We start from the raw sequence: 23618 nt of genomic DNA, 5'->3' as shown, positions 1-23618 counted from the left end.
ACCAGTATAGCATATGAACATTTCCTTGACTATCTCCACCGGGTATCCGCCTTTTTACCCGGGCCCGGTTTTACCGGCTTTTCTTGTTCAAGAGCCTTTGCAGGTGCATCGCGATATACACACTCTCGTCTTCCGGGATGGTCAGTTTCTTCTCCTCTTTCAGAACCAGCACAGCCTGGCGGGCAGCTTCACAACTTGCCGGATATTTCTCTTTCATCATGTTCACCATATCCGGTGGGGCTTTCATAAGTTCTTCCTGGTGTTCAGCCGTCTGGATCGCTACGTTCAGATGATTGACCAAACCTTCATACGCCAGTGTGCGACGCGGAAACATTGTATTTAAAGATTCTTCCATGACCGTCATCATACGGTGCAGCATAGCGGTTCGTTCTCTAACTCCCGCAGGTGATGTTTTATTCCGGTCCGCAGCATACAGGTGCAGCGCCAGAAACCCTGTTTCATCGTAGGAAATGGAGTATCCGGACTTCCAGGCAAGCCTTCGGGCCGATTCTTCCGCAGCACGAAATGCATCCGGATATAAAGTCTGGATTTCCTCCAGAAGGTAATTTACTATATGTGAGCCTTCTGAAAGACGTTTCAGCAGATGAATCAAATGATCAAACAGAAGAGCATAGGAATGGTTGTCAAGGTGAATACCGAGCTGTTGTTCCATCCAGTATACCAAATCTTGAATGATACCGGTTTCCCATTCGCCGGCCTTCTCGAGAAGTTCGGTGAACGTCGAATTCTGATTCCGGGAGAGCACGAAAAGTTTTTCGATTTTTTCCGGATCGATGGTATCATGCTTTTTCTTCTGAAAGGCTATCCCGGAACCTATGGCAACCTTCTCTTCTTCATTATCCATTACCACTGCTGCGTTATGGTTTAAGACTTTCTGCACGATCATGTCGACCTCTCCATTTACGTCATACCAGCTTCAGCCGGAATAACCCTTGATTATTTCACTGTCACGCTTATCACCTGTGTCTCGCCTGCTGTCACTTCAGTTACATCTTTGTGTTCCATCGCGGCAATCTGTGAACTTTCCGTCAAGATAAGCGGAGTGACTGCACTTTTAGCCCGCTTCCCGACTTGTTCCAGTGAAAAATCGATAAGTGGATCGCCTGTTTCCACATGCTGCCCTTCTCGTACATGGACATGAAATCCTTCGCCATGTCTATCCACTGTCTCCAGGCCGATATGAAGCAGAATATCCAACCCTTCTTCCGATTTAATGCCTACAGCCTGATGAGTCGGAAATACCTGAAGGACCCTCCCTTTCACCGGAGAAGAGAGTCTTCCCTCTTTTGATTCCACCGCAAAGCCATCCCCCATCATTTTCTCGGAAAAAGTGGGATCGGGGACATCCTTGAGGTCGATGTAAGTTCCTGTGACCGGAGCTGTGATGACAGCGGTTTTGGTATCGTTATGTTGAAAAAACTTTTTTAACATGGGTTCTCACCTCTTTCTGAGGAAGAATTCCCCTCTTTTAATCCGTTTTACCTGACGTAAGCTTTTAGTGCTACGTTTTTATCTTATATCACAACAGTCAAAGAGGGCAATACGTAATGATTCATTTATACAGGTTCCCCTTCTGTTCGTCCAATATTTTGATTCAAAAAAGAGAAGACCCGTACGCGGCCTTCCCTCTTAAACAGTTACTTTACATTTTCTTATTTGATTTTAATATCATAGGTTTTGAGCCACGTGTTGACCTGGCAGAAATAGGCGAGCAGCTGCGGTCCTTTCATGAGCTGTCCGAACCACGGGCGGGAAAACGCTGACCCGCTTCCGGATACAAGTTCTTTCAGCCGGTCAGGATCAATCAGTTCATGGAGCGGGGCATCTTTGTCGTGAAGAACTTCCTTTAACTGGGAGGTCATAATCTCGGTATAGCGCGGATTATGAGTTTTTGGATACGGATTTTTTTTCCGGTACAATACATCTTTTGGAAGAACAGGCTCAAGCGCTTTACGCAGTATACCTTTTTCTGTATCACCAATTCTTTTCCAGTCTGCCGGGATATTCCACACATACTGTACAAGTTCATGGTCGGCAAAGGGGACTCTCACTTCAAGACCGGTTCTCATACTCATCCGATCTTTTCTTTCCAGAAGAGTCTGCATGAACCACTGCATATTCAACCATGACATTTCCTTATGTGCCTTCTCCGCACTGTCTTCCTGCCCTGAGAGCGGGGTCTTTTCAATCGTTTCTTTATAGCGTTGATAAGCGTGTTCCTTTAAATCGAGCTTTTTCCGCCAATCCGGGTGGAGCAGAGACTGCCGTTCATGGAGTGAATCCATCCATGGAAAACCTTCGCGTTCCATAAGTTCACGTTTATAAAACCACGGATATCCACCGAAAATTTCATCTGCACACTCCCCTGATAAAGCGGCGGACGCGTGCTTTTTAATCTGTCCGCAAAACCATAACAACGAAGAATCGATATCGGCCATCCCGGGTAAGTCTCTCGCATGCACAGCTTCTTCCAGCTTTTCGGCAAGGGTATCCACCGACAACACCTCGTAATGGTGCGCCGTTTTGAATGTTTCTGTCATCTGATTGATGTAATAACTGTCACTGTCCGGCTGAAACATATCCGCTTTGAAATATTTATCATTATCTTCATAGTCGATGGAGAATGTCCGAAGCGCATCTTCATGATGCATGGCAGCAAAGGCGGTTAACGCACTGGAATCAAGACCGCCGGATAGAAAAGTGCTGATTGGTTTATCAGATACAAGCTGTTTGACAGCAGCCTGCTGCAGATGGTGCCGCACCGCTTCTGCTGTATCCTCGATCGAATCCCGATGTGGTACACTCTGCACCTTCCAGTAGCGGGTGGTTTTCGTCCCCTTCCTTGAAACTTCCACTGTGTGCGCCGGTTTCACTTCATGAATATTTTTATAAACACCACAGCCGGGTGTCCGGGAAGGTCCAAGGCTGAACAGCTCAAGAATCCCCTCTTCATCAACAGTTCCTTCCACGTCTGGATGAGCGAGCAGGGCCTTGATCTCCGAACCGAAAATAAAGCCATTTTTTGTTTCGGTGTAGAATAATGGTTTCACTCCGAGCCGGTCCCTCACAAGAAATAATGTTTCTTCGGTTTCATTCCAGACGGCAAAAGCGAATATACCGTTTAATCTGTCTACACACGATTGCCCCCACTCCGCGTAGGAGTGCAGAACAACGGAGGTATCCGAATGAGAGGAAAACGAATGCCCTCGTTTCTGCAGTTCCCGACGCACCTCTTCTGTGTTATAAAGTTCCCCGTTGTAGACAATGACAAAACGGCTGCCGTTTATACATTCAGCCATTGGCTGCCGGCCGCCCTCCGGATCAATGATGATCAGGCGAGTATGTCCAAACCCAATATGACTGGACAAGTATGTCTGTTGATCATCCGGCCCCCGGAAACGCAGAGTATCTGTCATTTTCTCCAGTTCGTTCCTGTGTTGTCTCATATCCCTGTCAAAGCCGAGCCATCCGGTTATCCCGCACATATCCATAACCCCTTTCTGCCCATTTCTCCTTCTCTGGCATGGTATGAGCGGGACAGGAATATGTGAACAAAAGGATATAATACAAGCGGTCTTCCTTTGTATAAGCAGCCAGATGAGGCGTAAGCATAGACAACACAAAAAACCGGGCAGCCCGCCGCATTTCAGATTCCAATGCAAGCCAGTCGACCGGATTTCTTCTTTGATTTATATCCTTTTACTATGCCTTCATCCATGGAAAACCTATTAAAATCTGGTATACCGATTTAATACTGCATCCACTGCGCTTCCATAGCTTTCGCCGAAAATATTCAGATGAACGAGCAGGTAATACAGCTGATAGATCGGTTTTCGTTCTTCAAACAACGGATCAGGCGGATGAAATTCTTCATAGGCCCGGTACATTGTATTGGAGAAACCTCCGAATAAATGAGTGAAGGCCAGTTCAAATTCGGGATCTCCGTACCAGACGGCCGGGTCAATTAAAACAGGATGACCCTGTCTGCCGGGCAGCCAGTTGCCGCCCCACAAATCTCCGTGCACTTTCACCGATCGGTTATGATCCGGAACCCACTCATCCAGATGATCAAGAAGCCGGTATGCTTTCTCCGAACGTCTCGACTGAAGACGGCCAAGGGATCGACCCAGTTCAATCTGCGGAAGAAGCCGTTTATTTCTTAAAAAAGGAAGCCATGATCCCTCCCAGCCGTTAATCTGGGGAAGTTCTCCGATAAAATTATCTTCCTCAAGACCGAAAATGGATCCCTCCACGGCATGGAGCGCCGCAATGCCTCGTCCAAGTTCTTCTTCAGTATGAGCTGAAGAGGTCCCGGTTACAGCGTCCATAACGATAAAATGCTTCCCCCACGTATAAACTTTCGGAACGGCAAGGGCTTCTGCTTCCTGAAGAAACTGGAGACCGAGCGCTTCCTGACGGAAAAAGCCGACCGGTGCCTCCTCATGCCACTTTATAAAATAGGAGGCTGCTGCGGTTTCAACAAGATAGGCCTGGCTGATGCTGCCCCCTGACAACTGTTTTACGTTTTTTATTTCTGCCTGTTCTCCTGCCTCCCGGAGAGCTTCCTGCATCATTTCTTTCATATATTTTCCCTCTTTCGGATCCATTCCAAAAGTCCGTCGCAACTCATATGTATCAAGTCGAAGACTTCCTCGAAGCCGCCGGTCATATAAGGATCCGGGACATCTTCCCCCTGTCTCTCCGGGTGAAAATCGAGCATTTTTTTCCGACAGGCCTTTGTCTCTTCCAAAAGAGCATTCATGTTCTTGTCGTCCATCGCGATAATATAATCAAATGCTGCAGCATCATCATTTGTCAGCTGTCTTGCCTTTATATTTTCTGACGGGATACCGTGGTAGTGCAGCATATTCCTCGTACCTTCATGTGGTGGTTTTCCAATATGCCAGTGCCCGACACCGGCAGAATCAATTACAATTTCATCTTCCAGCCCGGCTTTTGTCACTTTATCACGAAATACGGCCTCCGCCATAGGAGACCGGCAGATATTGCCGAGACATAAAAATAATACGTTTACACTCATTGTTTATGGCACCTCATTTATCCTTATTATAACGTATCCGCCCGTCCATGCAATCAAAAAGGCAGAGCATGTATAACGATACGGTGCCTGAAACCCTTCAAACAACTATAAGAAAAGCGCATCCGATCCTTCAATGAGGCGTCGAAAACGCTGTTGCTGCATCGTTATCCCATTTTTAACAGCTGTGTCGTTTTACACATACATGTTCACAAGAAGCCCTTTAATCTCACCGACTTTATCCAGGATATCAATACTGGACTTTTGCTGATCCATTACCGAATTTGTTAAATCCATCAACTTTTGATCGACTTCTTCAACAATTTTATACACTTTCGTACGTCCGCGGCGGTTAAAACCGTGTTTTTCTTCAAGATGCAGCCCCTGCTCCACAGACTCCATAAAATCTTTTACGAGTTTTTTATATTTCTTCAGTTCATCTACTGTCCGTGACTCCGCTAGAGCTTTGCCTTGGTCATCAATGTCCTGGATCATTTTAGTGAAACGCTCATACGCTTTCTCATTTCGACGGTTGTCCATCACTTCAGAAAACTGGACACCTGGTTTCGCAGCTTCTTTTGTCTTTTTGGAGGGAGGAGTTGTCCCTGTCTGCATAATTTTCTGGATATCCATTCTATCACGACCTTCATGACATTATATGAGTATTCTACCATATCTGCCGTTTACAATAACACAAGCGGCATCATGGCAAAAAAGAATTAATATTTTCTTTCCATTTCTTCAATAAGAATCAGTACTTCAGCAATAACAGAGTAGAGCTGCGGGGGTACGTTTTCGCCAAGATCCATGTCAAGCAGGCTTTCCAGCAGTCCCGGGTCTTCCTGTAGATAAATATCGTTCTCTTCTGCCAGAGAAAGAATATGTCTGGCTGCTTCTCCCGAACCCCTGGCCGTCACTCGTGGAGCCTCACCATCTTCATATTTAATGACGGCCGCAGAAGGGCCATTCTGCAGTTTCCGTTGAACGTGATTAAAGTAACCGGTATGATTCATATTTTATAATCGAATCCTTTCATGGTTTCAAATGGGTGTTCAGATGGTTCCGGACGTTCTTCCGATATATCTTTCTGATTCAGATCCTCTGTGTTCTCCTCCCTGGGCCTGGACATTGGCTGATAGCGGATATCCTGTATATTATAACCGATTTCGTTTATAGATTCGGTAGCCTGTTCGACAAGCGGGGCCATTGTTTTTTCAAAATCGGGATCGTCGTTTTTTAATGTTATGGCAAGCTGTCTGTCGGAAGCGTGAAGCATGATTCCTGTTTCACCAAGCGAAGCCGTCTCAATAAGGAAGTAGAGATTGCAGTTCTCCCAGTCCATTTCTCCCTCTTCCTGACGCGCCTGCACGTATACCTGCAAATCCTCCATGTTTTCTTTCATCGGAACAGGAAGATTGAATAACAGCTGCTGCATATTGTTTCCCTGGTCGGTTTTACTCATCAGCTGCTGCCCTGTCAGATTGGAGAGAGTCTGGCCCGACTTTTGCTGCAGGCTGCTTCCGTCATTTTCATGTTTCATCAACTGCAGCAGCGCCTCTTTCATATTCTGCTGCGCGGCTTGGTTCTGGTGCTGTTGTCTCCCGGATGTCGTGAGCATTTGTCCTAGTTCCTGCTCACGGTTGAGGCCGAGTGAACGGACAAGCTCAAACACCTGACGCGGGGACGGTTCCTGCATGGCTGCACGTGCCTGATCCACCGTATACTGCACAGCCCGCTGCATTCCCGTGTTTCGGGCAGCTGTTTCTTCCCGCGTAATCATTTGCTTGACTTTCTGCTCCGAGGCATTGAATTCCATGGATTGAACCGATTGACGAACTTCATCAACAACTTTCCACGCCGACTGAAACTTCCCATTCGATAGAAGCTGTTTTGCTTCTGTAAGCCGGGTGCTTGCCTGAAGCATATTTCGTTCCGTTTTCATATCAGTAAACAGCGTGAAGTCACTTCGAAGAATGGAACGGTCCAGTTTGTGAATGGCTGCTTCCAGTACCTGTTTAGCCTGAGGTGCTGTCTGCCGGTTCTGTTCCAGCATCTTTCCGGTCTGATCCAGCTGTTTGACCGTATTCTTCTGCATCTGCTGAAATTCATCTGTCGCTTTCACCATACGGTTGGTGATTGTTGTTTCCAGCATGGGTTTCGTTTCAAATGGAGCAGATAACGAAGTCTCAGCGGCCGCTCCCTGATAAAAGGCGCTGGATGCAGCCGTAGAGGCGGACGACATTCCTGTGGAAGCAGCGGATGCCTGTTCACTTGATGTACCTGCACCAGCAGCCACCCACTGATCTATCGTATTCATGATTCGTCCCCGTCCCGATTCCTCCAGCTGCATCATTTGGTCTGTAAGTTTCACAATACGGTTCATATCATTTTTTGTAACACCGGATTGCTGCAGCATTTGCTGCAGCTCTTGATTGTTCTGCCCCGGTACTGTTGAAGAAAGAAGGGGCTGCATATGCCGCAGCAGCTGAGCAGAGTCAGAATCCGACCCCTGTTTCTCTGAAAAAACATTTTGAAGAGCCTGCATCAGTCTTTTTTGCCCTGTTTCAGCTAAAAACTCCGCTTCCTGTATTGTTTTTTTCAGCACCTCGGCTGTTTCCTGTGAAAGGTCCGGATGAGAAAGAATATTGCTTTTCACCGCCTGTACAGCCTGATTCAGGGATCCCCCCTGCTGCAGCTGCTGCTTGATGGAGGCTGCTGCTTCACGAATGTCTTTATGTTGGGAATCAGATGCTGCCTGCAGTGCACGCTGTACGGTTTTTTCCAGCTGCGGAACATCTACGGCTGCCTCCGTCTTTGAAGAAGTCCATTCATTTATAAAATCGGACGTCTGCCTGCTGCTGTGCAGACTGTCATGGATGCGCTGGAGATTGGCAGGGGTCATGTCCACCTGTTTTCCAGCTGCAGCTTTGATCGTGTTTAATTTCTGTTCAAGACTTCCATCTGCCTCGTTCATAAAACGCTGTACAGATGCGGCACTGTCTTTTGTCAAAGGGGATCCGGACTGCAGCATAACTTTAGCTGCTTTTGTCATTCCATCTGATGGATCCTGCACTCCCACTTTCTTTAAAAGACCTGACGTCTTCAGAGAAACGGTACTTCCCCCTCTTTCTTCCTGTAAAGCCCGGACCTGGAGTGCTCCCTCTTTATTACCTGTAACCTGGAATGCTACCTGGTTTTTCGCCGGCATCCCGCCCTGAAAGGATGCTTTAATTTTGGTTCCCTGCAGATCTAACAGAGCTCCGCCTTTGCTGTTTTGTTCGAGAATACGGCCCCGGTAGACGCCTCCTTCCTGCATCCGGTCTGCTCCACTTCTGCCTTGGCCCGAAAAAGAATATGTAGGTGCCTGCATCCTTTCACCCCCGTATCTGTGTCTCTTTGTTATATCGGCTCACTGCACCGTTCTCTTTAATAAACAATGATATAAAAAATCCCGGAAAATCTCTCCACCTTATTTTCCGGGGTTTCTTTCTTTATTTTTTATGCCGGTACGGGAAACCCTTTGAAATGACACGGGAACCGTACTTTTCTTCAAGACCGGCCATCGTATGGTAAAGTTTATCTTTTTGTATCTCCTGTTCGTATGTGAACAGATCAAGCTGTTTGTAAGCATGATCCAGCCCAACGACATCAAGCCCTGTAATTCCCAGCAGTCTGACCGGATGATGGTCCCAGTATTTATCCAATAGGGCTGCAGCCTCGTGATAGATATCTTCTTCATTCCATAACGGATTCAAAAGTTTTCTGCTTCTTGTTATGGTCGTTCTATTGTTATACCGGATTGTGATTTGGATATTACTGGAACACACCTGTTTTCGTTTCATTCGTTCTGCCATTTTGGAGGACAAATCTTTCAGAATATCCAGAAGTACCTGTCTTTGTGTAACATCATAAGCTGTCGTTGTTGATTTACCTACGCTTTTAACTTCATTGGCGGCTTCCGGATCAATGTCGCGCGGATCGATTCCATTCGCACGTTCATGAAGTTTCACTCCATTTACGCCAAACCGGTCTTTCAGAGATTCCCTGGAAGCGGAAGCGAGTTCACCAATTGTTGTAATCTGCATCCGCTTCATCTTTTCAGCAGTTTTGTTCCCTACGCCATGCATTTCTTCCACAGGGAGCGGCCACAATTTTTGGGGGAGATCCCGTTTTCTCAGTATCGTAATACCAAGCGGCTTTTTCATGTCACTGGCCATTTTCGCAAGAAATCGACACGGAGCTATTCCTATACTTGCAGGAAGCCCCAGTTCCCGCTGCAGTCTATTTTGTATTTCCACAGCAAGCTCTACAACGTCTCTCTTTTGGAAAGCTTCTGTCACATCCATATAACCTTCATCTATCGAAACCGGCTCCACGATGTCTGTATATTCTTGCAGCAGTTCAAATATCCCGGCCGACGCCTTTCTGTATTTTTTAAAGTCCGGTTTTCGTAACAGCAGGTCCGGACATTTTTTTAAGGCTTCCCATACAGGCATAGTTGTCTTAACACCGTATTTTCTGGCTTCATAGCTGGCTGTAACAACGATACCTCTGCGCTCTCGGGGGTTGCCCGCGATAGCAAGCGGTCTGCCGCGGAGCGAAGGGTCATAGGTCTGCTCCACGCTCGCGTAGAAACTGTTCATGTCAACATGAAACACAATTTTTCCATTCCAGGATTTCCCCTCCATTTCCAGCCTCCTTCAGCCGGCGTATAACAGCCTCCCATTCAACTTTGAACGACAATACGCCCCCCAAAGACTTCCCATTAACACTCCGGGGAAGCAGCCTGCTCTATAATGGTCCTTACCAGCTCGGCAAGATTCTGCAGTTCAGAAACCGGTATTTTTTCATCCGTCGTATGAATATGCTCATATCCAACAGCTAGATTAACGGTCGGAATGCCGTAACCACTTATAATATTGGCATCACTACCTCCGCCGCTTTGAAGCATTTTTGGTTCTAAACCTATTGTTTCAGCTGCTTTAAAGGCCAGTTGGACAACCTGATCTTCCTCATTCAGTTTATACCCGCTGTACATCAGGGTATCCTCCACTTCCGCGGTGGTTCCCATATTTTCCGCGGTGGTTTGAACAGCCGACGTCATCTTTTCGACTTGGGTATACAGCTTTTTTTCGGATAAAGAACGGGCCTCTGCCAGGATTGATACTTCGTCACATACGACATTGGTCGGGCCGCCTCCTTCAAACCTTCCGATATTAGCTGTTGTTTCTTCGTCAATGCGTCCAAGCGGCATTCTGCTGACAGCTTTGGCTGCTGCTGTGATGGCAGAAATTCCTTTCTCCGGGGCAAGACCGGCATGAGCCTTTCTACCGTTCACTTTAATATCCAGCTTACTTTGATAAGGGGCGCTCGTTACCATGTGGCCAACACTGCCATCACTATCCAGCGCATATCCCATTTTTGCTTTCAACAGAGATGTGTCCAGTGCTTTGGCACCTTTTAAACCTGATTCTTCCCCTACAGTAATAACAAACTGGACCGGGCCGTGCGGTTTATTTTCTTCCTGCATCGACCGGATGGTTTCAAGCATGACAGCAAGGCCTGCTTTATCATCGGCCCCAAGTACAGTAGTCCCATCGCTTTTAATAAATCCATCTTCCAGTACAGGCTGGACATTTACCCCAGGTGTTACCGTGTCCATGTGGCTCGTAAAATAAATCATATCCGCTTCTGTATGATTTTCATCTGCGGGCCACGTACAGATTAAGTTTCCCGCCCCGTGGCCGGTCACTCTGGCAGCATCGTCTTCTTCCACGATACATCCAAGCGATTCGAACCGCTGTTTCAGCTGTCCGGCGATTTCCTGTTCATATCCGGTCTCTGAATCTATCTGGACCAGTTCCATCATTTCGGTAGTAAGTCTCTCTTTATTGATCATGGCGTTCATCTCCTGTGACATCGATTTCTTCCACTTGAATTCATGGTTGAGGTTTATCGCGGCATTAAGTACAATACAAAGAAAGAGTTCGTCTGTGGAGGGATTTAAATGCCTAAGAAATTCCAGAGCATCATTATTTACATTATGATTATAACATTAGTCCTCGGGACTGTGCTCACCGGCGCCGCAAGTTTCTTCTAAAAAGTGCCGATTGCCAAAACGGCCCGGATTCAAGGGCCGTTTACATACTTTTTAAATCCTCATTTAGATAGAGAGGTTTTCTGTCAAAAAGCACTCCCCGTTTCTTTGCAGCAGCCTCCATTGATCTTGAACTGCTTTCAATCCATACTTTCACTCCGTTTTCGACATTCTCAAATAATTCATTAACATCATCATTATGCATACGCACGCAGCCATTGGATACATAGCCTCCGATGGATGAAGAACGGTTGGTTCCATGGATGCCGTATATACGTCCATTCGTGTTTTCTGCGTCAAAACCGATCCATCTGCTTCCAAGTGGATTATCAGGATCTCCTCCCTTTATATCCAGCTTTCGGTAATACGGCCGTACAGCTTTTACAACAATCGTGAATTCGCCTTCCGGAGTAAGTTCCTCTTTTCTCCCGGTCGCAACCGGATACTCTTTCACAATGCTCCCGTTATCAATAAATGCCAGCGTATTCGAGTTTTTATTAATAATGATATAAGGATCACCAGGTTCTGGAACCGGGTTTAAAGGCCATAAAACAGATAATACAATCATAACGAGCAGTGTACGTCCTCCTGTCATGTCAGCCACACCTTCAAGCTGCAGATAACCAGCTTTTTTTACCTAGCCTGTCTCTTTTTGCGGTCTCTATTCAGCCGTTTTCCCGAAACGGAACGAGTGCGTGTCGAATCCGGCTTAAATCGTTTTTTTACAAGCAGGTACGATTCGAGCTCATTCAGGATGTAAAACAAAGACGAACGGACTTCGAACTCTTCACGGGTTTTCGGAAGTTCCATTTCCTGTATTTCCTCTTTTAAAGCATGAAGTTGTTTGAGAAAATATTCTGCGGTGTTACCGGGCGATACCCCTTCACTAAGCTCCTGCAGAAAAAGGGCCATTTTTTTTCCCTGTATGACGGTTCGATCCAGAGAGGAAATAAAAGGGAGAATCCGTTTAATGACATCAAACTGCTTTTCCCGCATTTTAAAATAATGATAAAAGTAATCATCATTGCGCAAAAAATGATTTTCGATGTTATTCAATGCCATGCCTTTGGCTTCTTCTATAATGGATGCAGCTTCTGCGATTTCTTTTCCATCCCAGTTCACATCCCCGTCCTTGAGATAAGCGGCAAATTCCCGCCATATCTCACGGAAACAATCTTCAAGATACACCTGTTTCCAGATCAGATCATTCTCCCGGCTCGGCATATACATGTTCATAATAAGGGCAATTCCTATACCGATAACGATCAGCAGCATCTCATTTACAATAATCGAAGTGGAAATGTTTTCAAACGTGTATAAATGAAGAATGATAACGGCACTCGTCACAACGCCGCGTCTTACTCCAAGAGCAACCGCTGTTGGAATAAAAAGCAGAAACAGGATGGCAATGGATACAAAATGGTATCCAAGTCCTTCAAACAGCAATGCCGCAAAGACTATACCGATCAGACAAGCCGCAAACCGCTCCCAGGAATCCCTTAACGATTCTTTTTTTGTAACCGAAATACACAATATCGTGATAATTCCGGCAGAGACATAAAACTCAAGAGACAGGAGCTGCGCAATGAATATAGACAAGGCGGCTCCGACAGAAGTCTTTACTGTTCGATAACCTATCTTCCACCCAGTCATAGGAACCCCTTTTATTGTGTCATGTCATAAAAAAACTGCACATTCCCATGTGCAGCGTTTCATCCTATGTAAAAATTATTGTTGGTGCGCCTACCAGGATTCGAACCTGGAATGCGAGAACCGGAATCTCGAGTGATATCCCTTTCACCATAGGCGCATTCCTTTTGTCTCATTAACAAGACATATTCCATTGTAACGAAGGGTGGATGAAACGTCAAGGGAAATTAATGAATCATAAAAAGACCTTTCTTTATGCAGCCTTCTTATTTACTTACGTCCTCTTCAAGCATGGCATCGAAGTGGTATTCAATATCGTCCTGGGTATATCCAAGCTGATTAAGCTTTTTGGTGAAGTGGCCCGCATACAGGTTCATTCGTTCATTCATTTTCCTGTATTTTTTCCGTTCGGCATTGTTCTTAACGGTTTTGGCGCGGTTTTCTGCATTGGACATGATACTTTCCGCTACAAAAAGCGACTGCCAAATCTCCGTTTCATCCGGTTCCTGTTGTTCGTGATCAAGATACTGGATAACCTGTTGATAATAATCACGGAATTCTTCAAATTCAATTTCAGTGTCCATATTCAAGTATTCCTGAATCTTTTGGTACAGCTCGTTCATATTCACTCCGCCCTTTATGTATAATCAAGACACGGTAATAATACCACACCATCGCATCACAGAGCAAGATAATCCCTTCGCTGCATGTACGAAGAAAGCTGCCGGAGTAATACGCGCTGCTTTTTTGGATTGATTCCCGGTATTTCTTCCTTTCTGCATTAATGTCAACGATTTTTCTATTTTCTCTATGGATTGTCCCGATATATTTTCAGGATTTCTTTACCAATCCATATTCCAGCAGCATCGATACACCCACTGAGCAGGTTGTTACTCATCCTGTTTACTAAAAAGGGGGATGTATCAAAAGTCGTTAAACGTTAAGGCATCCGCTGCAGGCGGACGCTTGCACTCCAGAGCACAAGGGCGACATCGGTTCGCCGGGGCTCACCGTGTCTTCTTTGCCGCGGGCAGCGCCTCAGCTACATGGTGGTAAAGGAGGATCGGCTAAGTTCGGCACGTCCTGTGCCTACGCCGATCTGACTCACATCGTGTGAGCCTCCGTTTGATGGGATCTTCGGCTGCTGCTTCGACGAACAGGATGTTCTAGTGCCGGCGTTGGTCACAGGACGTGACCGGTTTTAGCCGGCGAACTGCTGAAATGGCGTCGCCGCCTTCCGCTTCTGCCTGGGGTGAATTTTCTATATTACAGAAAAGGAGCTGCACCTTTTGATACAGCTCCTCCGTTATCATCAGCAATGTTCATCCAGTGCTTTTTCAAGCTGCTGAACGACTTCAATCGGCTCATGTCCTTCGATTTCGTGGCGTTCCACCATGCGCTTGATTTCTCCATCCTTAATCAGTGCAAAAGAAGGAGAAGACGGGGCATAGCCGGTGAAATACGATCTCGCCGTATCCGTTGCTTCTTTATCCTGTCCTGCAAACACTGTAACAAAACGGTCGGGCTGCTTCTCATAATTTTTCATGTAAGCTGCTGCAGGACGTGCAATTCCTCCTGCACAACCACAGACAGAGTTAACCATTACAAGGGTCGTTCCATCCTGTGATAGAGTGGTTTCCACTTCTTCCGGGGTACCAAGCGGTTGATAACCAGCATCTTCCATTTCCTGTCTGGCAGGTCCCACGATATCGTTGACATAGAAGTTAAAATCCATGTTTATCATCCTTTCATTTCTAAAATGATTCTCTTTTATTGTAGCTCATAAGCTTAAAACAGTACAAGCAACAGAGCTTGAAGGTTTCCAAATGATTCTTAATAAATATGCTCCCGATCCAGTTGAAATGCTTCGAGTTTTTCTTTAATCCTGGCAAGAAAACGTCCGCAGATTAAACCGTCGAGAATACGGTGATCCAGGGACAAACAAAGGTTTACCATACTTCGGATTGCTACCATATCATCCTGAACAACGACAGGTTTTTTGATGATGGATTCAATCGACAGGATCGCAGCCTGGGGATGATTCACAATCGGCATGGACTGCACCGATCCAAATGATCCCGTATTGTTGATGGTGAACGTGCCTCCCTGCATCTCATCTTCATTCAGTTGGCCGAGACGCGCTTTTTTGGCCAGAGAGTATACTTCTTTTCCAAGTCCCTTGATGCTTTTTTCGTCTGCATTCTTAATGACCGGAACGTACAGGGAATCTTCCGCCGCAACCGCAATAGAAATATTGATGTCTTTTTTATGAATGATTTTGTCGCCGCCCCAGACAGAATTTACTTCCGGAAATTCTTTTAGCGTTTCCACGATAGCTTTCATGAAAAAAGGCATGAACGTAAGAGAAAAACCTTCTTTTTCTTTGAATTCATCTTTAATACGATCCCGATATGCCACAATATTGGACACATCGACTTCCACCATCGTCCATGCATGCGGAATTTCTTCTTTGCTTTTCACCATGTTGGAGGCGATTGCTTTCCTCATTTGAGTAAGAGGAATTTCTTTGTCTTCAGATAATGCCTCCATTTGTTCAGGCGGTTTGGTTTTATACGTCGGATATCGGGCAGGATCTTCTTTTGGTTCTGCCGGCTCGGGAGCCGGAGTTGGAGCAGCAGCTATGTGTTTTTCCACATCTTTGCGGGTGATCCTTCCTCCACGTCCTGATCCTTCCAGCTGAGTTAGATCGATGTCGTTCTCCTGGGCCAGCCTCATAACGGCCGGGGAATACCGGCTTTTCATCGATTCTTCCGTGTTTTGTTCTGATTCTTTGGCTTCCGGACCGCCGGAAGCTTTCTGTTGGTCCTCGTTCTCTGTATCCGCACCCTTCTCCGCGGTTTGGATATAACAGATCAAGTCTCCCACCTGAACCGTCTCATCTTCACCAGCCACAAGCTCCTGAATAACACCTGCGAACGAAGAAGGTACTTCTGCATTCACTTTATCTGTTGTCACATCCGCAATTGGGTCATACTTATCAACCCGGTCACCAGGTTGAACAAGCCATCTCGTAATGGTTCCTTCTGTTACACTTTCCCCAAGCTGGGGCATTTTAATTTGTTCGGACATGTGCCTCTCCTCCTAAAACTCCGCTAAATCCCGGATAGCTGCTTCCACTTTCTCCGGGTTCATCATAAAGTCCTTTTCCAACGGCGGAGCGTAAGGCATGGACGGTACATCGGGACCTGCCAGACGCTGCACCGGCGCATCCAGGTCAAACAGGCAGTGTTCACCAATGACAGCGGCCACTTCACCCATCAGACTTCCCTCTTTATTGTCTTCTGTTACAAGCAGTACTTTTCCTGTTTTGGAAGCAGCTTCGATCACTGCTTCCCGATCAAGAGGATAGACCGTGCGGAGGTCAAGAATATGGGTGGATATCCCTTCCTCCTCCAGCTTTTCCGCTGCCTGCAGGCAAAACTGGAGACAGAGCCCGTAACTGATTACTGTTACATCGCTTCCTTCTTTTTTCACATCGGCTTTACCGATCGGGAGTGTATAATCCTCTTCCGGTACTTCCCCTTTAATTAAGCGGTACGCTCGTTTATGTTCAAAAAACAAGACCGGATCCGGGTCCCGGACTGCTGCTTTCAGCAGTCCTTTAACGTCATAAGGCGTGGAGGGCATGACGATTTTAAGCCCCGGCACATGATTAAACAATGATTCCAGTGACTGCGAGTGATACAACGCGCCGTGCACGCCCCCGCCGTATGGAGCCCGCACGGTAATCGGGGAGCTCCAGTCATTGTTGGAACGATAACGTGTTTTCGCCGCTTCAGAAATAATCTGATTAACAGCCGGCAGCATAAAATCTGCAAACTGCATTTCAGCAATAGGTTTCATTCCATACATAGCCGCTCCAATCGCAACACCTGCAATCGCTGACTCCGCCAGCGGTGTATCAATAACCCTTTTTTCCCCGAATGTTTCAAAAAGACCTTTCGTTGCCCCAAAGACACCACCACGGGCACCGACATCCTCTCCGAGCACAAATACTTTTTCATCTCTTGTCATTTCTTCGCGCATGGCTGTTGTTACAGCTTCAATATAGGTCATCACTGCCATGTACGCTCACCGTCCTGTCCTGCGTATACATAATCAAACAAACTCTCCGGAGTCCCGTAAGGAGCGTCTTCCGCCCGTTCTGTCGCTTCGTCCACTTTATGCTTAATACGTTCCAGCATCTCCTGTTCCGCGGTGTCTGTTAACACGCCGTTTTCTTTTAGATAGGAAGAAAACGTATGGACAGCGTCTTCTTTTTTCGCCTGCTCCACTTCTTCCTTCGAGCGGTAAAAGCTGTCATCATCATCACTCGAATGCGGAGTAAGACGATAAGTAAGAGTTTCGATGAGTGTCGGCCCTTTCCCGTTTCTGGCACGGTCCACTGCCTCTTTCACCGCTTCATAGACGGCAAGCGGATCGTTGCCATCTACCGTCACACCCGGCATTCCATATCCTGCAGCACGATCTGAAACGTATTCACTGCCGGATTGTTTGTCCATTGGTACAGAAATCGCATATTTGTTGTTTTCGCAGAAAAAAATGACCGGTAAGTTATGTATACCTGCGAAATTGGCCCCTTCGTGGAAATCTCCCTGGCTGGCCGATCCTTCTCCAAAACTCACCATGGTAACAAAATCTTTCTTCTCCATCTTGGCAGCCAGGCCGAATCCGGCTGCATGCGGAAGCTGGGTTGTTACCGGCGAAGATCCGCTGACAATTCTGTTTTCTTTCTGTCCAAAATGGCCGGGCATCTGCCTGCCTCCTGAATTGGGATCGGGGCCTTTGGCAAATCCCTGCATCATTAAATCTACGGGCGTCATACCAAAGTGAAGTACCAATCCAAGATCGCGGTAATAAGGAAGGATATAGTCTTTTTCGGTCTCAAGTGCCATTGCAGCACCTACCTGGGCTCCTTCCTGCCCCTGGCACGAAACGACAAAAGGAATTTTACCGGCTCTGTTTAAGAGCCACATCCTCTCGTCAATTTTTCTCGCCAGCAGCATCGTTTCATACATGGAGAGTACCTGGTTTTGTGTTAAACCAAGCCTTTCATATGTTGGTGAGGACATGTAAACTACCTCCTGTTTTCTTTGATTAAAAATGTATAGCTCTATTTTCCACAGCAAGTGCGGCTTCACCGAATATTTCTGAAAGAGATGGGTGGGGATGTATCGTTTCGGCAAGCTCTGTATTCGCCGCATCCACCAGCATGGCAAGAGAAGCTTCCGATATTAACTCTGTTACACCGTCGCCGAACATGTGAACACCGAGGAGATCATCATTGGCTCCGTTAACGACAAACTTTACAAATCCCTCCGTCTTTCCCTGCACAACAGCGCGTCCTAATGCCTGAAACGGTACACGTGAAACCTTCACGTATTCATATCTGTTCTCCGCTTGTTCCTGCGTCCATCCAATGGAAGCTGTTTCCGGGCGGCTGTACGTACATCTTGGAACTCGTGCAGGATCCACTGGTTCAGGCATGCGCATCAGCATATCCTCCACCGCGTTAATTCCTTCCCTGGATGCAGTATGGGCAAGCTGCATGCCTCCCCGGACATCGCCGATTGCATATATATGTGTTTCTTTGGTCCGGCCTGCGCCGTCTGTTACAACAACACCATTTTCCGTCTCGATGTCCGTATTTTCGATCCCGATATCTTCTATGTTTGCTTGCCGGCCGATACATAGTAAAACTTTCCCGGCAGTAAGTTCGAACGGCTGACCATTTTGTTCTACCTGCAGTGTGACCGAATCTTCATCCGAGTATTTCTTTTCCAGTACATTGCCGGCCGTATAAATATGAACCCCTCTATTTTTCAGGGACTTCTCCATTTCCTTTGCTACGTCCTGGTCTTCCTGCGGCAGCAATCGGGATGTATTCTCAATCACCGTCACTTCCACACCGAAGTCTGACATCATGGAAGCAAACTCAACACCTATCACGCCTCCTCCGACAATGATTATAGAAGCCGGAAGTTCATTAAGCTCAAGGGCATGGTCAGAAGTCATAATAGTTGTTCCATCAGCTTCCAGGCCGGGAAACTGCCTGGGTCTGGAACCTGTAGCAATCATAACATGTTTCGGGAGCAGCATGGCATTTTCCTGCTCGTCATTCCGTTCCACTGATATCGTCCCTGCTCTCGGCGAGAAAATGGAAGGTCCCAATATACGTCCGGTTCCTTTATAAATATCGATGCTGTCTTTGTTCATCAGACTTTTAACACCGCGGTGAAGCTGCTCGACTACAGTGTCTTTCCGGCTCTGGACCTTGTCGAATTGAAGGGTGACGTCAGAGGCAGAAATGCCGTACTGTGCGCTTTCCTGCATTTCTCTGTACATCTCTGCACTTTTGAGCAGAGCTTTACTTGGAATACATCCCTGATGCAGACAGGTCCCTCCCTCCCGATCCTTCTCGACAACAGCCGTTTTGAGACCTTCTTTTGCTGCTTTGACGGCTGCCGTATATCCGCCTGTACCAGCTCCTATAATGACCAGGTCATATTCTTTGGGCACATTGGTTCCTCCTCATCTATTGTTACATATATCTATATGAAAACTGTAGCATATTCAGCAGGATATCTTCCAGCAATCAGGTAAAACATCTTTTCAATACTTCATTTTAACATTTTATGCTTCCTTCATGTACAGGTATTTAAAACTTGCACCTCCGCTGTTCATCCCTTAAAATAAATTTGAAAATAGGTTAGGTGTCTCTGCCGCAGACATCCTGCACTTTTCAGGATGCACCATCCGATTCAAACAAGGAGAATGCCCATGCGCATCATTGCTTTGCTCATACTTGTTATACCAGGATTTTTGTCCGTGCTCGGTATAAAATTGATGAGAGATACATTGTTTCAAATGCAGCAGCCCCCGTTTCCAGCTCTATGGATGCAATTTACCGCCGGTGCACTACTGCTGGTATTTGGTATTTGGTTTATTTCCGGATTCGTGCTGCACCGGGACCGTAAAAGAAATAAACCAGGCATCAGCCGCAGGGTGAAATCAAAATAGCCGGATATACTTTATTTTTTTCTCCCGGCTTTATCCAGCACGGCCAATAGCGGAAAACGGGAAATGACACGGTGGAAGGAAATATATTCTGAAAGTACCGTAAGAAGAAGATAGACCATCACAATGGACAATTGAATCCAAAAAGGGAGTATTAAAACGGCTGTCCAGGCAAGAACCGCTCCTGCAGCCGCTGCTCCGTTATCCCCAAGAAGAGTGCGCTCTGTCCCTTCCATCACAGCCCACGCTGCAATTCCGATTATTCCCACTCCTATGGCAGTCAGCGGTACTGTGAAGCTTCCTCCTATGAGGAACAGAAACAGCACGGCATGACAAACTGACCATTTCCATACCCGGAGCGGCCTCGTATCGAACAGATTACAAACATGGGGAGAGAGAACAAATAACATGAAAGCAACAGCCATCTCCAACGGCTGTTCCCCGGCCGAAACCGCTGCAGCAACCGCAGCCGGTAACGTTATAATTATTTTCACAACACCGGTTGTAGGCTTTTTCTTGTTTTTCAAATATCGAATATGCCCCCGGATTCCTTTCGGATACAGCTCCCCCTTTCTATCATCGAGCCAGCCCGCTGTGCATACAGCAGCAGTATACATAAGAAATACACCGGCCTCCGGAGTCCGCTCATACGTCATGACATACATCCATACGAACAAAAACAGGAAAGCCCCCGCTGAAAACGGAACTGTTTCTCCCCGGTAATTTCTAACGTTCCATTCCTTCCAGTAGAACAATCGGGAAACCGCTGCCCAGTATATAATTATTATCGAGGAGTGGAGGGTGATCGTCCGTATTTCCTCAAACAACGTTCCACCTCCAGCCACTGTCTGCCCCGGTGGATGAAGCCGGTTAGTCCTGCCCCCTTTCCCTGATGAATAAAAGGAGCCTCTACCTCCTGAATCAATAATCCTGTCTCATGTGCATGAAGATTCATCATTGTTTCCAACCCAAAACGCTCGGCCTTAAGGTGTTGAAACAGATCAAGATGTTTCCGGAAAAAAGCCCGCTGTCCAGACAACGGCATATTTAAAGAAAGACCGCACCGTTCTTTCAGAACATATTGCACCCTTTTTTTCAGAATGCCCATTCCTTCCTGTTTCCGGGAGTGAGCCGTTCCAATCACCAGATCTGCTGTTCCAAGGTACAAGGGTTCGAGCAGTGCCATACCGTGCACCGCACTTTCCCTTAGATCTGCGTCCAATGTGACGATCACGTCTCCACTGGCTGCCATCCAGCCCGCTTTTGCTGCTGCGGTTTTTCCGTGATTTTTTATGAACGAAATGGCTGTGTCGCATGACTGTTCCAGCATCCGACCAGTTCGGTCCCTGCTGCCGTCGTTGACTCCGATAATTTCACCGGCCCATCCACCCTGCCGGACAGCGTGGATTGTTTTACGAATGTGATGTTCTTCGTTAAAAGCAGGTATGATGACACTGACATTCATGTTTTTGAACGTCCTCCTTCCAGTCGGCGGAGCGCTGTTTTTTCTTTCAAATGAAAAGGATACCGGCTCCTGAATTTTTCTTTCTTTTTCCACCATTTATCATACCTCTTCTGCGCATGGTGGACCCCTTTTAGATCAATGAACCGGCTCCCTGCAAGCATCCGCATTAATAACGAAGATCCCATACCTTTTCTTCCTTTACAAAAGTACTCTTCCATATCACGGTGGCCACCCACCATATAAATTCTCGATGCCCCTTCTTTTAAGGCAAATGCAGCAGCAGCATCTTCGCTTAGTCCAATGAACTGTATTGTTTCCGCATCCAGATTACAATGATTTATCTGACTAAACCCCGGGGCTTTTCCACAAGGCCCTTGATGCACAAAAAGACGCGCACCGCAATGCAGTGACTCCGGACTTACAGAATCCATGTCACCAATTATATAATCGGGGCACAGCCCGATTTCCCTCATACCATCAGCCGCCCCGTCCACCGCAATCGGGCATAAATCTGTTGGAAGGATATGTTTTTTGGCATATTCGAGGTCTTTCATATAATCCGCTCCCCGGATTACAATACAGACGTCTCTGCCGGAAAGGGAACTGCCGGTTTCCCATTGATGCCACTGCTCCAGGAATGAAGTCAGTTCCTGCCGGGCATGGGTGAGGCTGTTCTTGATGAAAGATTCCAGTAATTGTTCCCGTTTTGCTTCCGCCTGTTTTTGAAGGTCTGCCAACCGTTTTTCTGTATAACGCGTGAGAACCGCCATTTCCAGAAACCTCCCGCTGTAAGGGAGAAACAGTCTGTTTTCGATAATTTCAATCTCTCTCTCATGAATACAAGGCCCGACTCGTTTTGTTTGTATATCAAAAACGGCGATATTACTGTCGAGGAGACGCTGCACACCGTCCTGCGGAATACTGCCGCTCATGGATACTTTCATGTTCAGCACTGCACCGGCACCTGCACGTATTAAACTGTCCGCCGCCGCGGCATCAATATCTTCATGGGAAAGAACAGCAATATCTCCCGGTGTAATCGTCTTTACAAGCTTTTTGGTCCGCTCATGATACTTCGCTCTTCCTTTCCATTTCTCCACCTTATCCGCCTCCTTCTTCTAGTATGGACATAAAGCAGGACCGAACATGCATAAAAGTGGGAGAAAGATGCCACGTTAGACACAACGGACACGAGAAGGAGGGGAAAATTTGTTTCAGTACATGGAATCAAGGCACGGTTTTGACATGTATGTCAGTTCTTATAATGGAGAGCACTACACGATTCAATATAATCCGGAAAAAGAGCGGATTGAACAGATGAGGCCGATTAATGACAGGCTGGCTGCTTTATTTCAGTCCTATATCCAGGATTAAGATAAAATGAATAACTTCTTTTCCTTGCCAGAATGCCGGGCTATGCCACAACAAATTTGATAAACCAAAAAACCCCTTCTATTTACTGAGTACTCAGTAAATAGAAGGGGTTTTACCATGTATAATTGAAGCACCGTTCAACTAACCATATGTTCCAGCCGTAATTTGTCAGCGACCATCGCTATAAATTCGCTGTTGGTGGGCTTGGCTTTGGAGACGTTGACGGTATAACCGAACATTCGTGAAATGGAGTCCACATTGCCACGGCTCCACGCTACCTCAATCGCGTGGCGGATCGCGCGCTCCACTCTGCTTGAGGTGGTGTCGTATTTTTTAGCAATATCCGGATACAGCACTTTCGTAATCGAACCGAGCAGATCAATGTCATTATACACCATTGTAATTGCTTCGCGCAGATACATGTACCCTTTAATATGGGCAGGAACACCAATCTCATGAATAATGTTCGTGATGCTCTGACTTAAATTGAGCGTGGCCGGTTTATCCTGTGTTTCCCTGATAACACTGCTGTTCGGTACAAAAGAAGACATCTGCTCCCGGCTCACTTCCCTGATGTTGGAGATCAGTGTCTCCATATCAAAAGGTTTAAGCACGTAATAAGACGCGCCAAGGTTTACCGCCTTTTTTGTTACTTCTTCCTGACCAAAGGCGGTCAGCATAATAATTTTAGGCATAGGAGCCGAAGCCGTATACAACTTCTCAAGAACAGCAAGACCGTCGAGATGGGGCATAATAATATCGAGTACGAGCACATCCGGACTGGAGTCCTCTACGATTTTCAGACACTCCTGGCCATTGTACGCGTATCCTGTCACTTCCATGTCTGTTTGAGCGCCGATGTACTCATTCAGCAGGCCGACCAGTTCTCTGTTATCGTCAGCCACACATACTTTAATGTTACTACTCAATAGCAT

At 46.6% G+C, this 23618-nt stretch carries 25 protein-coding genes and 1 tRNA gene; 3 read left to right on the top strand and 23 right to left on the bottom strand.

Annotated features, from left to right (window positions below):
- Positions 1-70: 70 nt before the first annotated feature.
- The 10 genes from BM058_RS04705 to BM058_RS04660 form a co-directional block, all read right to left on the bottom strand.
- Complete coding sequence (locus tag BM058_RS04705; RefSeq protein ID WP_090925854.1) at positions 71-907, bottom strand: PRD domain-containing protein; 837 nt, start codon at positions 905-907, stop codon at positions 71-73.
- A 50-nt stretch (positions 908-957) separates the two neighbouring features.
- Complete coding sequence (locus tag BM058_RS04700) at positions 958-1452, bottom strand: PTS sugar transporter subunit IIA (RefSeq protein ID WP_090925853.1); 495 nt, start codon at positions 1450-1452, stop codon at positions 958-960.
- Positions 1453-1673: 221 nt separating this feature from the next.
- A complete protein-coding gene (gene asnB, locus BM058_RS04695) occupies positions 1674-3506 on the bottom strand; it encodes an asparagine synthase (glutamine-hydrolyzing) (protein WP_090925852.1) in 1833 nt (610 codons plus the stop codon).
- A gap of 243 nt (positions 3507-3749) precedes the next feature.
- The gene (locus BM058_RS04690; RefSeq protein WP_090925851.1) at positions 3750-4604 is read right to left on the bottom strand and encodes a fructosamine kinase family protein; all 855 of its coding nucleotides are present in this window, start codon (positions 4602-4604) and stop codon (positions 3750-3752) included.
- Positions 4601-5062, bottom strand: a complete 462-nt coding sequence (locus tag BM058_RS04685; RefSeq protein ID WP_090925850.1) for a low molecular weight protein-tyrosine-phosphatase — start codon at positions 5060-5062, stop codon at positions 4601-4603. The genes BM058_RS04690 and BM058_RS04685 overlap by 4 nt, the downstream gene beginning before the upstream one ends.
- A gap of 192 nt (positions 5063-5254) precedes the next feature.
- Complete coding sequence (locus tag BM058_RS04680; protein ID WP_090925849.1) at positions 5255-5692, bottom strand: YaaR family protein; 438 nt, start codon at positions 5690-5692, stop codon at positions 5255-5257.
- Positions 5693-5778: 86 nt separating this feature from the next.
- Positions 5779-6072, bottom strand: coding sequence for an EscU/YscU/HrcU family type III secretion system export apparatus switch protein (locus tag BM058_RS04675; protein WP_090925848.1), 294 nt, complete (start codon positions 6070-6072; stop codon positions 5779-5781).
- Complete coding sequence (locus tag BM058_RS04670) at positions 6069-8429, bottom strand: hypothetical protein (protein WP_090925847.1); 2361 nt, start codon at positions 8427-8429, stop codon at positions 6069-6071. The genes BM058_RS04675 and BM058_RS04670 overlap by 4 nt, the downstream gene beginning before the upstream one ends.
- A gap of 121 nt (positions 8430-8550) precedes the next feature.
- Positions 8551-9747, bottom strand: coding sequence for a DNA polymerase IV (locus BM058_RS04665; protein ID WP_090925846.1), 1197 nt, complete (start codon positions 9745-9747; stop codon positions 8551-8553).
- A 77-nt stretch (positions 9748-9824) separates the two neighbouring features.
- The gene (locus BM058_RS04660) at positions 9825-10958 is read right to left on the bottom strand and encodes a M20/M25/M40 family metallo-hydrolase (RefSeq protein WP_090925845.1); all 1134 of its coding nucleotides are present in this window, start codon (positions 10956-10958) and stop codon (positions 9825-9827) included.
- Between the two features lie 108 nt (positions 10959-11066).
- Between BM058_RS04660 and prli42 the strand changes: the two genes are divergently transcribed.
- Positions 11067-11159, top strand: a complete 93-nt coding sequence (prli42, locus tag BM058_RS18725; RefSeq protein ID WP_177195433.1) for a stressosome-associated protein Prli42 — start codon at positions 11067-11069, stop codon at positions 11157-11159.
- 40 nt (positions 11160-11199) lie between these two features.
- Here the strand turns inward: prli42 and BM058_RS04655 are convergent, their stop codons facing one another.
- The 9 genes from BM058_RS04655 to lpdA form a co-directional block, all read right to left on the bottom strand.
- On the bottom strand, positions 11200-11751 hold the full coding sequence (locus BM058_RS04655) for a L,D-transpeptidase (RefSeq protein WP_090925844.1): 552 nt from the start codon (positions 11749-11751) through the stop codon (positions 11200-11202).
- A gap of 38 nt (positions 11752-11789) precedes the next feature.
- Entirely contained in the window at positions 11790-12809 is a 1020-nt protein-coding gene (locus tag BM058_RS04650) for an aromatic acid exporter family protein (protein ID WP_090925843.1), read from the bottom strand.
- 82 nt (positions 12810-12891) lie between these two features.
- Positions 12892-12966, bottom strand: a tRNA-Arg gene (locus tag BM058_RS04645).
- Positions 12967-13072: 106 nt separating this feature from the next.
- Positions 13073-13429: a hypothetical protein gene (locus tag BM058_RS04640; protein WP_090925842.1), complete on the bottom strand. Its 357-nt coding sequence runs from the start codon at positions 13427-13429 to the stop codon at positions 13073-13075.
- A 689-nt stretch (positions 13430-14118) separates the two neighbouring features.
- On the bottom strand, positions 14119-14541 hold the full coding sequence (locus tag BM058_RS04635; protein WP_281244669.1) for a BrxA/BrxB family bacilliredoxin: 423 nt from the start codon (positions 14539-14541) through the stop codon (positions 14119-14121).
- Between the two features lie 98 nt (positions 14542-14639).
- Positions 14640-15896, bottom strand: coding sequence for a dihydrolipoamide acetyltransferase family protein (locus BM058_RS04630; protein WP_090925841.1), 1257 nt, complete (start codon positions 15894-15896; stop codon positions 14640-14642).
- A gap of 12 nt (positions 15897-15908) precedes the next feature.
- Complete coding sequence (locus tag BM058_RS04625; RefSeq protein WP_090925840.1) at positions 15909-16892, bottom strand: alpha-ketoacid dehydrogenase subunit beta; 984 nt, start codon at positions 16890-16892, stop codon at positions 15909-15911.
- Positions 16883-17899 (bottom strand): thiamine pyrophosphate-dependent dehydrogenase E1 component subunit alpha, encoded by a 1017-nt coding sequence (locus BM058_RS04620; protein ID WP_090925839.1) that lies wholly within the window; start codon positions 17897-17899, stop codon positions 16883-16885. Before BM058_RS04620 ends, BM058_RS04625 begins: the two co-directional genes overlap by 10 nt.
- 25 nt (positions 17900-17924) lie before the next feature.
- Positions 17925-19346: a dihydrolipoyl dehydrogenase gene (gene lpdA, locus BM058_RS04615; protein WP_090925838.1), complete on the bottom strand. Its 1422-nt coding sequence runs from the start codon at positions 19344-19346 to the stop codon at positions 17925-17927.
- A 261-nt stretch (positions 19347-19607) separates the two neighbouring features.
- On the opposite strand from lpdA, the gene BM058_RS04610 reads away from it, so the two are divergent.
- Positions 19608-19847, top strand: coding sequence for a DUF2627 domain-containing protein (locus tag BM058_RS04610; protein ID WP_090925837.1), 240 nt, complete (start codon positions 19608-19610; stop codon positions 19845-19847).
- An 11-nt stretch (positions 19848-19858) separates the two neighbouring features.
- On the opposite strand, the gene BM058_RS04605 is transcribed toward BM058_RS04610, so the two are convergent.
- From BM058_RS04605 to steA, 3 genes are read right to left on the bottom strand one after another with little or no spacing between them, the layout of a single operon-like run.
- Positions 19859-20671 carry a hypothetical protein gene (locus tag BM058_RS04605; RefSeq protein WP_090925836.1) on the bottom strand — a complete coding sequence of 271 codons (813 nt, stop codon included), beginning with the start codon at positions 20669-20671 and terminating at the stop codon, positions 19859-19861.
- Positions 20629-21309: a glycosyltransferase family 2 protein gene (locus BM058_RS04600; protein ID WP_177195432.1), complete on the bottom strand. Its 681-nt coding sequence runs from the start codon at positions 21307-21309 to the stop codon at positions 20629-20631. The genes BM058_RS04605 and BM058_RS04600 overlap by 43 nt, the downstream gene beginning before the upstream one ends.
- The gene (gene steA, locus BM058_RS04595) at positions 21306-22409 is read right to left on the bottom strand and encodes a putative cytokinetic ring protein SteA (RefSeq protein ID WP_090925834.1); all 1104 of its coding nucleotides are present in this window, start codon (positions 22407-22409) and stop codon (positions 21306-21308) included. Before steA ends, BM058_RS04600 begins: the two co-directional genes overlap by 4 nt.
- Positions 22410-22518: 109 nt before the next feature.
- Between steA and BM058_RS18135 the strand changes: the two genes are divergently transcribed.
- Positions 22519-22683, top strand: coding sequence for a hypothetical protein (locus BM058_RS18135; RefSeq protein ID WP_177195431.1), 165 nt, complete (start codon positions 22519-22521; stop codon positions 22681-22683).
- Positions 22684-22820: 137 nt separating this feature from the next.
- Here BM058_RS18135 and spo0A read toward each other — a convergent pair whose 3' ends face one another.
- Positions 22821-23612 carry a sporulation transcription factor Spo0A gene (spo0A, locus tag BM058_RS04590; RefSeq protein WP_245736834.1) on the bottom strand — a complete coding sequence of 264 codons (792 nt, stop codon included), beginning with the start codon at positions 23610-23612 and terminating at the stop codon, positions 22821-22823.
- Between the last annotated feature and the right edge of the window lie 6 nt (positions 23613-23618).

The sequence above is a fragment of the Salibacterium qingdaonense genome, from assembly GCF_900114715.1.
GTDB classification, from domain to species: domain Bacteria; phylum Bacillota; class Bacilli; order Bacillales; family Marinococcaceae; genus Salibacterium; species Salibacterium qingdaonense.
The sequence above is the reverse complement of the archived record's forward strand: the minus strand, read 5'-3'. Positions and strand labels throughout refer to the sequence as shown.

Excerpts from the sequence above, each read along its gene's own strand:
- BM058_RS04690 (WP_090925851.1), bottom strand. The coding sequence starts at position 4,604 with ATGAAAGAAATGATGCAGGAAGCTCTCCGGGAGGCAGGAGAACAGGCA.
- BM058_RS04680 (WP_090925849.1), bottom strand. The coding sequence starts at position 5,692 with ATGGATATCCAGAAAATTATGCAGACAGGGACAACTCCTCCCTCCAAA.
- BM058_RS04600 (WP_177195432.1), bottom strand. The coding sequence starts at position 21,309 with ATGAATGTCAGTGTCATCATACCTGCTTTTAACGAAGAACATCACATT.
- BM058_RS04700 (WP_090925853.1), bottom strand. The coding sequence starts at position 1,452 with ATGTTAAAAAAGTTTTTTCAACATAACGATACCAAAACCGCTGTCATC.
- BM058_RS04670 (WP_090925847.1), bottom strand. The coding sequence starts at position 8,429 with ATGCAGGCACCTACATATTCTTTTTCGGGCCAAGGCAGAAGTGGAGCA.
- BM058_RS04675 (WP_090925848.1), bottom strand. The coding sequence starts at position 6,072 with ATGAATCATACCGGTTACTTTAATCACGTTCAACGGAAACTGCAGAAT.
- BM058_RS04630 (WP_090925841.1), bottom strand. The coding sequence starts at position 15,896 with ATGTCCGAACAAATTAAAATGCCCCAGCTTGGGGAAAGTGTAACAGAA.
- BM058_RS04655 (WP_090925844.1), bottom strand. The coding sequence starts at position 11,751 with ATGACAGGAGGACGTACACTGCTCGTTATGATTGTATTATCTGTTTTA.
- BM058_RS04685 (WP_090925850.1), bottom strand. The coding sequence starts at position 5,062 with ATGAGTGTAAACGTATTATTTTTATGTCTCGGCAATATCTGCCGGTCT.
- BM058_RS04650 (WP_090925843.1), bottom strand. The coding sequence starts at position 12,809 with ATGACTGGGTGGAAGATAGGTTATCGAACAGTAAAGACTTCTGTCGGA.
- BM058_RS04665 (WP_090925846.1), bottom strand. The coding sequence starts at position 9,747 with ATGGAGGGGAAATCCTGGAATGGAAAAATTGTGTTTCATGTTGACATG.
- prli42 (WP_177195433.1), top strand. The coding sequence starts at position 11,067 with ATGCCTAAGAAATTCCAGAGCATCATTATTTACATTATGATTATAACA.
- BM058_RS04625 (WP_090925840.1), bottom strand. The coding sequence starts at position 16,892 with ATGGCAGTGATGACCTATATTGAAGCTGTAACAACAGCCATGCGCGAA.
- BM058_RS04610 (WP_090925837.1), top strand. The coding sequence starts at position 19,608 with ATGCGCATCATTGCTTTGCTCATACTTGTTATACCAGGATTTTTGTCC.
- BM058_RS04640 (WP_090925842.1), bottom strand. The coding sequence starts at position 13,429 with ATGAACGAGCTGTACCAAAAGATTCAGGAATACTTGAATATGGACACT.
- BM058_RS04635 (WP_281244669.1), bottom strand. The coding sequence starts at position 14,541 with ATGGATTTTAACTTCTATGTCAACGATATCGTGGGACCTGCCAGACAG.
- asnB (WP_090925852.1), bottom strand. The coding sequence starts at position 3,506 with ATGTGCGGGATAACCGGATGGCTCGGCTTTGACAGGGATATGAGACAA.
- BM058_RS04660 (WP_090925845.1), bottom strand. The coding sequence starts at position 10,958 with ATGATCAATAAAGAGAGACTTACTACCGAAATGATGGAACTGGTCCAG.
- BM058_RS04705 (WP_090925854.1), bottom strand. The coding sequence starts at position 907 with ATGATCGTGCAGAAAGTCTTAAACCATAACGCAGCAGTGGTAATGGAT.
- BM058_RS04620 (WP_090925839.1), bottom strand. The coding sequence starts at position 17,899 with ATGTCCTCACCAACATATGAAAGGCTTGGTTTAACACAAAACCAGGTA.